This is a genomic window from Pseudomonas sp. W15Feb34 (genome assembly GCF_023127765.1).
Lineage (GTDB): Bacteria > Pseudomonadota > Gammaproteobacteria > Pseudomonadales > Pseudomonadaceae > Aquipseudomonas > Aquipseudomonas synxantha_A.
In genome coordinates, this window is sequence record NZ_SPKN01000021.1 from 64,273 (window position 1) to 76,406 (window position 12,134).

General features: G+C 58.8%; 3 protein-coding genes. 1 reads left to right on the forward strand and 2 read right to left on the reverse strand.

Annotation, left to right across the window (positions count from 1 at the left end):
* Window positions 1-2 precede the first annotated feature (2 nt).
* On the forward strand, window positions 3-485 hold the full coding sequence (locus E4O97_RS08910) for a CS1 type fimbrial major subunit (RefSeq protein ID WP_078820401.1): 483 nt from the start codon (window positions 3-5) through the stop codon (window positions 483-485).
* Between the two features lie 98 nt (window positions 486-583).
* On the opposite strand, the gene E4O97_RS08915 is transcribed toward E4O97_RS08910, so the two are convergent.
* Both E4O97_RS08915 and E4O97_RS08920 read right to left on the reverse strand, forming a co-directional pair.
* A complete protein-coding gene (locus E4O97_RS08915) occupies window positions 584-6,097 on the reverse strand; it encodes a membrane-targeted effector domain-containing toxin (RefSeq protein WP_248161154.1) in 5,514 nt (1,837 codons plus the stop codon).
* A 921-nt stretch (window positions 6,098-7,018) separates the two neighbouring features.
* Window positions 7,019-12,097: a DUF6543 domain-containing protein gene (locus tag E4O97_RS08920; protein ID WP_248161156.1), complete on the reverse strand. Its 5,079-nt coding sequence runs from the start codon at window positions 12,095-12,097 to the stop codon at window positions 7,019-7,021.
* Window positions 12,098-12,134: the final 37 nt, after the last annotated feature.

Here is a 12,134-nt window from a genome sequence, read left to right on the forward strand (position 1 = left end):
CTATGTTCAAGCAACTAACGGTACTGGCGGTACTGATGGCGCCTGTGCTGATGGGCGAACGGGCGCTGGCGTTCCAGGAGCGCCACACGTTTGATGTGTCGGTGACCATCCCGATCCATGAAGCCTATGTGCTGCCCTCCGAGCCCGACTGGATTGGGCAGGACCAGGTGCTGGCCTGGGATCTGGCGACTGCCCGGCTGGGACGCCTGCGCAAGAACTTCGACGTGAAGAACATCAATGGCGGGGTGGCCGCGCGCCTGGGTGATACGCCTTACCTGTTGAGTGGCCGCAACCGTATCGAACTGCAGGTGTTGTTCAATCGGGTGCCGCTGACGCTGGATTCGACCCTGGTCCTCAGCGCCGACGAGGCACGTGCCGGCCGCCGCGCCGAGCTGGAAATTGCCGCCATCGAACCGGCGGACGGTTACAAGGGCGGCGAGTATTACGGCACGGTGCACCTGTTGTTTGATTTTCCGGCGCCTTGACCGCAATAGGTTTGCGAGTATGAATATGATGTTGCTGTGTGTGATCAGAAAGCTGGTGGCCCGCACTGCGCGAGCGCGGGCCAAAACCGAACACGGCATTATGAAGCGGCCGTCAAACCCACGTCCTTTATGAGTGCATCAATCAAATCATCCAGCGTTGGGTAACGTTTATTTTGCAACTGCGGCCAACGATCAATATAGAACTGCCCCTCAGGATTTGTTTCAACGACGGTGGAATATATATTCATATCACCGGAACGGTGGATCACAGTGGCTTGAGGCGGTAAAGCCCGTTGCTCAACCACGAATTGACCTGCCGATACCAGCCGCGTTCGGGGCGAAGCCGTAGGGGTGACAAATGACAGCTGGACTTCTCGCTTGAGTGCCTCGATCAAATGTTCGACCGTCCGGAAGCGCCTGTTGTCCAGGTTCCAACGTTTAATAAAGAACTGATTACTGGCGTCCTGTTCAATAAGCGTGCGAACGACTTCTCCGCTGTTGGAATGGTGGACCAACCAGGTATCAAGAATAGTAGGTCGCTCGATCAGGGCGTCGCCGATGGTTCTCAGCCGTGCGCTCGGCAGGGTCGTAGCGGAAACGAGGGTCATATACGCGTCGTCTTTAAGTGCCTGGCTCACCTGTTCCAACGTTGTGAAACGTTTATCTTTCAATAGCGGAAAATCTTCAATAAAGAACTTCCCCAGGTCGTCAATTTTAATCGGGGTGCTCGCCTGCCCTCCGAGAATGGTGCGGTAGACCACATTGGCTTCGGTGCTTGAGGGTTGTTCGATCAGGAAGTCGTCGACATTTCTCAACCATGCACGATCCGGTGCAGTTTTAGGCGACGGCGCGCGAATGTCGGCAATACCGACGTGCAATTTGAAGTCACTGCGCAGGGTTTTTGTTCCGGGAGAGCCAATCTGACCCTCGACGAATTCCCATCCTCCCCTCTGCAGCGGCAATGCCTGGGTGGGGTGAACATCGCGTATCCTCAAGCTGACCCCATCCTGCAATTGCGCAATGCCTGGGACACCCAGGTACGTATCGCAGTGGGAGTCCCCTATGAGCGCTACCCATTTATGCGGGCCCTGTGCCAACTGGTCGGCCTTGATCACCTCATTGGCGAAATAGTTGAAAAGGTTCGTGCGGGCGTTGTTCGTGTTCATGCCTTTAACGTGATAGCTGGCCGTACAATCGAGCGCACGCACGCGAATGCCTACCTTGTTCGCGGCTTTGACCACATTGGTGTAAGTGTCGGGCCCGGTATAACCGTGCATCTGGCCGGCATCTTGCGCTCTCAGATAGCGTTTCAGGTTCTTCGGCATTTTGCTCGTGCGGTAGAAAAGCTCCAGTTCTGCCTGATGCAGATCGGTGAGCAGGTGCTCCAGGTACAAGGTCTCGACGCCCTCCTTCTTCAACAGCTTCATGTATTTGATCAGGAACTGTTTGCTGTAGGTATCAAGATGGGATTCGCCGATAATCAGTCCCCGTATCTTTTTATACAGCTGCCTGATAAACGCCTCCTCACTTGTCGCCGTGGCGAGGTCGGCGAAGTCCGGGCGTGGCAGTGGCGTGTAAGCGGTAAAAGCCTTTTTGGCGGCTTCATCCAGGCGACTGCGTGTTTGCTTGAACGCCTGGTGCGCCGGATGGTACGGGTCTTCCGCTGCAGGTCCGTAGCGGGGGTCAAAGCTTTTTTGCCTATGCACCATTTCGTCCAGGTCCGGTTTGAACGATGCGGGCAGATCAAACTCATTGTAATGAGACGGTGATGGGGGGACCTGTACCGCTCTCGAGGGGCCGGCCTTCGGCAAGGTTTGGGTGTTTGCGGCCATTGTCAGCTTGTAATCACCCCGAGACAGCGCGGCGGAGGATGTATCAGGCAGGATGCCCACTGCCTGGTCAGGGATAGCATCATCCACACGCAAGGCGATGACATTCTGCAAGTCGGCCAGCCCCGGCACCTCGTCGGTACTGCCTATGCGAATGTGATCTACCAGGGCGATCCAGCCATCATCGGGATCGTTTTGCGCAAGCGCTTGGTGGGAATAAAAGTTTCTGAGTTGACTGTTACGCGGGATAAATCGCTCTTTGTCAGATAGCTCCAGCACATGCTCCATATGATATGAGCTCGAGGCGTCCACGCCGTCGATCGCGACCTTGTGCTGATGGGCTTCAAGCATCAGTTTACGGAAGGTAAAAGGCGCATCTGCATCCCAGCCCAAGCCTGCGTCGACCCGCGCCAAATGGTCCTCGACTTGCTTCAAGGCATGCGCAAGATTGCCCTTGGTTTCGCCGTTGATTATTTTGAGTTTGGTGCGGAAAACATCGGCCGGCAGGTTTTCGATGTGCAAGCGTTTGAGCCCTTGCGCGGCCAAGGCCTGAAGGTTTTCGATCAGTAACTGCTTACTGGCAACGCTGGTGTTGGATGCGCCGATGATCAGCGCCTTCTTGAGTGGGAACAGGGTGGCAAGTACGGTAGACGGGTTGGAGTCCGGTGCCAGTGCCGGCAAACCGGTGCGGTCCGGGCGCGATGGAGGTGAGGCGTAAAGCGCCTGCGCATCTTCAGTCAGGTGTTTCACCTGATCGGGATAGCTATTACGTAGAGGCTTCAAATCAAAATGGGCCCCTTCACGTACGCCCTGCGCAATAACGTCATCCGGATGGTTGACGACGTTGCGCACATATTCAAGGTTGAGCGCTGATCTGAAGTACTTACCTTGCTCGGATGCAATCTCGTAGCGAGCCAGTGGCTGGTCCACTTCCTCCTGGAGTACCGTATATGTCTTTCTGCGCCCGCCTGCCGCAACCCCGGAACGTATCCACTGGCCATCGGTGTTCTTGTTGACCAGACGTGTAGTCGACTGCATTTGCCCGGTGACTGGGTCATGGCGAAACAGCAGATGCCGCCCCAGAGAATCCTGTGTGTTCTTGACCCAGAACGGATGGCCATCGAACAGCACCGGTTTCATTCCGGCAGTAATGCCAGGGTCGATATCGTTGATCAGCGTGGCCTGCTGTATCGCTTTAGTAACCGGTCTGACAGACAGTGTGTTGAAAGGGCCTTTTAGAGCCGGGCGAAAGTCAAACAACACAGCACCGCCCACATTGGCCAGGTAGCCGATGTAGTGTCTCAAGGCCCCGGCCATGTCACCCTGTTGGTAGGCACTGATGGCGAGCATCGCGTCCTTGAACGCCAGCAAACCACCCAGGCCCAGGCTCAATACGGGAAAAGGGATGGTGGCGATGGCGGTGACCAGTTCGACGCACATCCAGAGAATCCCCATGATCATCTCCGTTCGATTGACCGTGGTGGCGATCACATCATCAATTTTTCGCTGCAATACCATGTTGTAGAGGTCATTGCGCAGGTCGGTCAGGGTTGTGTCGGAGGTTGTCCGGTCATAGCGCGCCGGGCTTGGAGTGGTACGGTCAATCGTCGCTGGCAATCCATCGCGGGCAGTTTTCAGAAACATCCCGATCCGTACCTGGGATTGGATCGGCACCCGACCCTGCAGGTAACCCGACACGCCGTCGACTTTTTTCAGCCAGTAGTTGAACAGCTTCGCCTCACGAAAGCTGATGCCATCGGGTGCGTTGGGGGAGTAGAGCAAAACCGGGTTATCGGCGTGGCTGAACAGGTAGTTGCCCATCACCCAATCGCCGTCAAGCGTCAGGCGATGTACTTGGTAAGTGGAGCGAGTCGCAGCCGCTGTATCGCCCAGGCTGTCGATGGCACGCTCCAGCCAGGTCAAGTCGACCCGGGCGATATGGCCGCGTAGACAGCAATCCAGAGCTGCGTATTTCATCTGCAGTTGCGTGATCGCCAAGGTGGCGTCGCGCCGTTTGGCGTAACCGGGGCTGCTCGCGCTTTGCAATTTGGTGCGCACTTCGTCGGTGTAGCGTTGACCGATCCATACACCGGTCACCGACCTTGATACGTTCTGTGGCGTCAAGTGGCTCAGGTCGACACCCGCCGGGCCACTGAACGTGGCCGAGGTGGAAAATTTCGCGTCGATGAAACCGACGTTATCCGTGTAACCGTCCCTGTACAGCCTGGTATAGGAGATGGGCTGGGGCTTGCCACCCAGTAACGGCCAGGGCGCCGACACGAACACGGTGTCCGGGTCGATATCATTCTGAGGGCGGCCCAGCAGCGTGTTCAGGCTGAGTTTGGCTTTATCGTGCAAATAGGCATTGAAGGTAATGAAGTTCGCTTCTGAATCGGGCATGGCGTTATAGACGCGCAAGGCACCTGCGGCATCTTCAGCAAGGCGGGTCAAACGGGTTCGGTCTTGCGGCTTGGCCGAGCGATACCAGAGCGGGGTGCTGTATTCGTAGTCGTCCTGCGCTGCGCTTTGCGAATGAACGACCATGGCGTCCAGGCAGACCGTGTGGGAGCACACTGGGCCGAATGTCACCTCTTCGTGTTCCTTTGCGTCGGGCCTGAAGCCCAGCCCGGCGAGAAAGGTGCCCATCTTCGGGCGAAAACGCAGCGGGCATTGCTCCAACAGGTAGTCGCTCATGGTGCGACCCTTAAGCCGCGTTTTGTCATCGGCCCAACCGATGATATGCGTCTGGCATTCGCGCTCGGTGGCAAATACCAGGAACTGTCGCTCACGTGGCGAATCCGGGGTGCACAACAGCAAGCGCCGGATTTGGCCGTCGGCATCCTCCTCGCGCAATAACCACAGGTCTTTGAGTTGCGCGCCATGCAGCAGCACGGTTCGCGCACACAGGAGCGGGTTCGTACCGGCTCGCAACGTGTCGAACAGGCTGTGGTCTGCCTGGCTCAGGTCGCCTCGCAACCGAGCGATAAAGGCCAGCAACACCAGCCGGTGATCAAACAGGTCGCGAGCAGCCTTGTTGAACTCAGTATCGGCCTGCATTTTTTTTTGTAGCGCGGCAAAGTCCAGGCGCGGTTGCAGGCCGGGTTCGCGGAGTATGTCGAGCAGGCTCTGCGCGTTCAGAATGGCATGGTCGCCTTGCAGTGCCGCGCCCGCGTAGGTCAGGGTGGTATTGGCCAAAAAATCAGAGCCGGGCAACTCGTCGCCGGTGTGCAGCCCGTCATAGCTTAACTGCACCAGGTCGCGTGTCTGCTCATAGGTGCCGACATGGGTGACGTTGCGCCGGGTGGTGATCTTCAGGTGGTGCGGGTCCAGGTCGTGGATTTCCAGCGCTTCGTCCAGATACTCGGTCAACTGGAAATTCGCCAGCGCTTGAGGCGAAGCGACAGGCCCCAGCAACTCGATATAGGTGGCCCGGGCCTGATTGTAATCCTGCATGAAACGACTCAGGGTTTGCTGGTCCGTCGCAGCTGCATTGCGATACCAGTGCGGCAGGCTGTTATAGACGCTGCGCTCCAGTAGCTGTTGGCGCCTGAACGCCAAGCGTGACGACAAGTCTGGCAGGGCGGCCTTCACCGCGTTATCCAAGGCTGATTGGAGCAGTGTTGCCTCGTGGAGCGGGTTTTCAACCAGGCTCAATGCCAGTTCAATATCCTGGCTGCGCTTGTTGATGATCGCGTTGTAGGTATGTTCGAACAGTGGCTCGTCGTCGATGGGCAGCAATTGCAATGGCCAGATGTCATCGACGTCCAGCGCCTGATAACGCATAGGCAGGTGTTGGCAGAATTCCTCATGGCCTGCCGGCAACGCCAGCGTCGCCTTGAGTCGCTGGTCCAGTTGCGCCAGCGAGTCGAAGGCCTCCAGGCCTCGGTTTGGGGTGAACAACAGGACCTGGCCGAGGTCTTCTTTCGACGTCAGGTTGTCTACGACTGGGCTGGGTTTACGCGTCAGTACAAACGCCCCGGCAAACGCCACGGTTTTGTCCTGGTAGCTGAAGTTGAGCGAGTACATGCCAGGGCGAAAGGTCGGGCCTCGGGAGCAGTCTTCAACCATGCGCTGTTCGGCAGGGCTTAGCAGGTAATCGCGCACATCCAGCTTGGCTTGCTGCTCCAACGCGCCAAGGCCAGCTGTTTGGATGAGGTAGCTCTTGCGGCCTTGACCGTCCACGGTGCTGGCTTCGTCAAGGCCTAGCAGGTGCTTGTTCAAGTCGGTTTTGAGTTGGGCAAGCAACGTCTTGCCGGCCGCTTGGGTGAGGTCTGCTTGCGTGAGTGCCTCAAACAAGCTGTGTGACCTCGCCAGCAGGACGTTGTTGGCGCTGGTTAGGGTAGTGTTCAGTTTTTCCAGCGCAAGCAGTTCAGGCGGTACTGCGGCAGGCTGTTGGGTTTGAGTGCGCAACGCTGGGTCGATTTCAAGCAGGTGGGTACGTATTTCTTGAAGCGTCGGTGATGCCGCTGGTGTGTTCGACGTGCTCATTGGCATTGTGCTCATGCTGATGGGGTGAACCATCAGCATGAGGTGGGTGAGGATTGTGTCGGCGGTAACTATTCACGGTGCGGGTCAAGCACGCGTGTTCAGATCGTTACGTACCTTAACCACTACACGGGCCTTTCATCTCTGCGCTCAGTTGAGGTTTTTGCAGGAACCAGGGGCACGCCTGGTGCCTGCTCGCTTCTGCAATGGGGGGGAGGGTTAAACCCCGGCGGCAACCATGGCCTCGCGAGTCAGGCGGCGGCCCAGTTCCTGTTCATCGTCGAAACTCTTGAGAAACAGGCTCAAGTACAGCTCTTCTGTCATAGGCTCGCCGGTCAGGACTTGTTCAGGGGGTACATTCAGCCTGTCTGCCAGGTCGAGCAGACGCTGGCGCAGTTGGGCTGTGGTGGCGGAACTCTTGCGTTGCACTGACAGTTGTTCATTGGCCGCCCAGGCGTTTTGAGCCAGGCGCAAATCGTCGATGCTTTCACTGGCTAGTTCATGCTGGCATTTGATTGTCCGGTATTCGTCGGGATGCATATTGAGCAAGTAGTCGCTCCAGAAGTACTGCTCAAGCATTTGGTTCACCAGCCCATCACCTTGCTCCTGCTCAATGACTTTGTCGTAGGCGTCGGCCAGTTGCCGGGCTTCGACGTTGCCGGCACTGCGATAGAGCATGTGATCGGCCAGCCAAGGCAGATCCAGGCGGATCTTCAGGCCAGTCTGATAGGCGCTGTACACCTCGACTTCATCCACCGTACCCGCCACACCGCCGACGACATCGGTGGTCAGCCGCAAGGCCGGGCCTTCACTGCCATCATCATTGAGCGTGGGGGTATTGAGGCGGGTCTGGATATCCTGCTGCGCGATTCGATTGACCTTGTTCAACCGTGCCTTTTGTTTGGCCAGCCGCACCAATGCATGGGTGCGAGCTTCAACGGTGGGCTCGCGCCAAGCCTCCAGCTTCATGGCTTCGATACCCATGGCGTTGAACAGCTGGGCGCCCGCATCGGCACAGTTGGCCGGCGTGGCGCTCAGGTTGAACAGCGCGGTGCGGGTTGGCTCGTCACTGTCGGCGGCCCTCAGCAGGCGTAGCACATTGGTACGCAATTGGCGCAGGTTCAGGTTGTAGCGCATTAGATCGTCCGGGTCGTGGACGATTTCAGGGGGCGGGAGCTGCTGGCTTTTGATGACCTCGAAAAAGCCCTGGGAGCCGTGCTCTCGTTCAAGGTCGTCCCAGATCTCCTGCCACCCCTGGCGTTGTTCGGGGGGCAGGTGTTCGAGCCAGAATTGACTGTCCAGTTCACCGCGTGGGGGGTAGGTACGATAGGGGTCCAGGCCAGCCGTGCGGCGGTAGCGGACCAGCCTGTCCTCGGCGTCGCTCGCCAGTTTGTTGTTGTCCAGGCGTGCCCGTGTCACCAGTTCGGCGTGCGCCGAACCGGGTTCGACAACTGGTACTTGGGTGATCCGTGTATTCAACAGGTTCAGGTTGAAGTCGGGCGAGCGCGGCAGTTCGAACAACCCTATGGGCCAATCGCGAATGAGCGTGTTATTGAGCGCCAGTATGCGCAGTTCCGGCATCCGGCTGATGTCCGGTGGTGTGACCAAGTGTTCGTTGTGCGAGAGGATCAACACCTTCAGATGGTTCAATTGCCTGAGGTGCTCCAGGTGCTGCGCACGCCAGCGAATCGGATTTTCGGCCAGGCCCAGGTGGGTGAGGCGACGCATACCAGTGACGGCCTGGGGGAGGGTGTTCAGGCGTTTACCGGTGATATCCAGAATGCGCAGGTTGGGGAAGTTGTCCAGGAAGGGGCTGTCGGCATCCGTGAAGTCGGTGCCTGCCAGGTTGAGACTGGTGATGTGTTCCAGCCGGGTATCGAGGGGGGGGAAGTTCTGCAAAAAGCCGTAGATGGTTTCTCCGCGCAGGTCTAGTTCGCCACCCACTCGACGCTCACCGAAGTCCGTTTCGTAACCCTTGGCCGATTGCTCCCAGCTTTGCTGTATGAGCGCGCTCACGCGTTTCCTGAACAACTGCTCCGGGAATGCCGGGCGGCGTCTCTGGGTGCCGGCGGCGGGGCGTTCTTGCCAGTCGTTGAGGGACTTGCACAGGGCTTTTTTTTGGGTTTCAAGCTCGGTCAACAGGTGCTGCCCTTCGGTCGAGCGCAGCGATTGGGCGTAGGCCGTCACGTCGTCTTCGGTCAGCATCGGATACAGGGCCCTGAGCCGCTCTTCAACGCTGGCGAGGCCCAGCCTGTGGCGCAGTGCGCTGAACCGAGGCTTTTGCAGCAGGTGCTGGATAGCTGGAGAGGCGACGTCAAGGGTTGGCGGTTCGGCCAACACCGTGCGGCGTTCGGCGGGCGGTTGCAGGGTACGTGTCAGCCATTGGCGCAGCGCTTCGCTGTCGCCAGGCGCGAAGCCCAGGGTGTTACGCGGTATGGCTTGAAGTACGGCTTCATACAGATCCAAAGCGGTATCGGCGCTAGCGCCGTGGAGCAAGTATCGCCCTGGCGCTGTGCGTATCAGCAGCGTATCGGTGGTCGCGTCGTCCGGGCCGACGCGGCAACGCAATTGCCCGCTGGGCTGTTGCTCGCGGATGCTCAGGCGCAGGTCGCCGAAGGCGTCACTGTGGATTCTCAACGCGTTGAGCAGCAGCCGTTCGGTATCGGGTGTGGGCGCGTTGTCCGGGTAGAAACCTTCGTAGGCGTGGGTGGTTCGCGTTTCAAACTGCAACTCCCTGGCCAGGTGTTTGAGGCGCAGTGGCACGCGTTGTTCTTCGTTCATCAACTGCACTTCAGCCGGGCGGGCCTGGGCCACTATCGCTCGGGCCAGGTTGTCGGGCAGCTCGGGAAACTGCCGTTGCAGCAGTAACCCGTGGGTGCTGTTGGATTGGCGTTTGAAACTGTACAGATGCTCGAAGATGTCGTCTTTACGCGAGGCCACGTAACGGCTCAGTTGTTCACGCAGGGTGTGTACGCGCGTGTTGTTGTCGGCGGGCAACGGTTCGCCGAGCAACCCGGCGAGTTCGGTTTCATCCAGAAAGTCCACCACTCGCTGGGCCAATCGGCCGGCCAGCAGGTCTTCACGGCTGAGGGTCAGTGTTGCGTCCGGCGTGGCCTGCATCGCGCCATGTCGGATCGACTCGCCGCTCAAGTCGGACGCTTCGAATACTGCGAGCGCTTTCCCGCTGGGCCAGCCGTCCATTCGCGTGACCATGTCGGCCGCCCAGTAGGCCGCTTCACCGTTGTCGGCGGCTGGATCGCTGAGGGTATCGATGTGCTGCCGGAGTTCAAGGCGGCCTAAAGTGTCGGCCAACAACGGCGGCGGTGGTTGGTTTTCAGAGTAGATATGCCGCAGCGTGCCGGGTTCGATACCACTGATCGCGCGCAACTGCTGCAGGCGTGCTTCTGGCCAGGTAGCGGTGGTCGGGCTCAGGCGCTGGAGCAGTTGTGAGTCGCTCCAGGCCCGGGGAGCTTCGCCCTCCAGCACCACGGCGCCGTGACCGTTCAGCCGTACTTCAGGGCGATAAGCCTCGGTGCGTTGTGGGTGGATGATCCGGTGCCGGCCGGTGTCGGGTTCCTGGCTGACCTCGTAGTGCTTGTTCTCCAGGCGCAGGATTTTTTTGCCTGCGTGCGAGTGAAACCCATGGGCATCGGGTTTCGAACCGGGGGCCAGGGTTACGGCTTTTTGTTCATAGGGGCTCAAGTCCGCATGCCATAAACGGGTTTTGCCGTCAGCCGGCGTCACAGGCTTCAAACCCTCGACAAAGGGGGACAGCTTAAGATGGGCCAGTTGCCCGGCGGCGCCGAATGCGATCAGTTGCACCACGTTCTCCGTCACCCCTGCCACATGTTCAATGGCCTCCAGGCCCTGGCCTTCGGCCCAATCCAACAATCCTTCGAACACCTCGTCGGCGAGTTGGTAAGCGGTATAGGCCAGCATCAATTCGCCCAAAAACGGAACGAAGGGGGTCACCACTAATAGCGCCGCGTTGAGAATGTCCGAGAGGACTTTTTCTAGATTGTCCCACCAGGCCCAACGTGCCATGCGGTCGGCGTAGGCGGTTGCGATCGCCAGTTCACGGGCATCGTTGAGGATTTTATTGAGACTTTGCTGATACAGGTGCTCCCACAGTGGCGTGCGTACACGCGTCACGCTGAACTGCAGGTTGGGGTTGTCGCGGGGTGTTTCACGCCAGGTCGGCTGTGGATCGCCGGGCGCGTGTTGATGCCATTTCACCTGGCTCAAACGCGTGCCCAACTGGTTGAAAAAATGCCCCTGGTACTGATGCTCGACAAACCGGCTGAAGAATTGCTGGTAGTCGGGCTGGCGCAGTTGCCCCGTCAGTGCCTGCATGAACTCCACCGTCGAGGCATAGCGCTTGAGTGGGTGCTGCGGGTCATCCGGGATATAGGCGATCACGGGCGATGCCTGGCGACTGACTTCCAGGTCGGCGGCAATCAGTACCACGCCGGTCAAGGTGGCATCCATCAGGCTCAGGTCATGACAGTGCGCGGCCTTGCCGTCGAGCGTGAGGTTTTGCTGGCCCCTGACCAAGCCTGTGATCAACGCATGATCCAACGCCTGGATATCGCCCCTGATTAATGCCATGCGCGCAGCCACCTTGAGGGCGGCCTGCTGATTGAGCATCACCCGGGCTCGCAGCACGCCTTCGACCACCGGGGCGGTGCGGCCGAGATAGTTCTCAAGGTGCTGTTGGTACTGGGCGCCGATGTCCAGGCCGCGAACCAGCGTTTTGAACTGCTGGATCGACAGCTGGGCTTTCAGCGGGACGACGTCGAAATGGCCCAGGGCGTCGGGCCGGGTGATGAATTGCGAATCGGCGGTAAACGCCTCGCTGTCGGCAAAGTTGTGCAGTGCCGCGTCCAGCAGCGACACCGTGCGGCTTTGCACACCACCGCTAAAATCTCCGACCCACCATGCCTGGTTGGCTGGGGCATAGAGCCGCAGGCAAGTGCTGCGGACATCGACGTCGAGGTTGTATTGCTGTTTCAGCGTGGCTTTCAACAACGGCTCGGCAAAGCCTTTGAGGTCGGTGACCGCGGCGAGTTTCTGGTCGACAAGGGTTTGGGTTTGCCAATGTTCGGCAATCGCGGTTTTCAATAATTGATGCTGGTGGGGCGAGGCACTTTTATACCAGGGCGCAATAGTTTTGCGGCTGGACTTCAAGGCGCCGACACGTGATGCCGACAGCGTAGTGATCCAGTCGGGCAAGGCCTTGCGAATGACTTCGTAGTGCTGGCCTTTATCTTCGTGTGTCGAGGGGGTAATGGTGCTCATGGCTTGTTTTCTGTAGTGGGTCGGGCACTCAGACTAG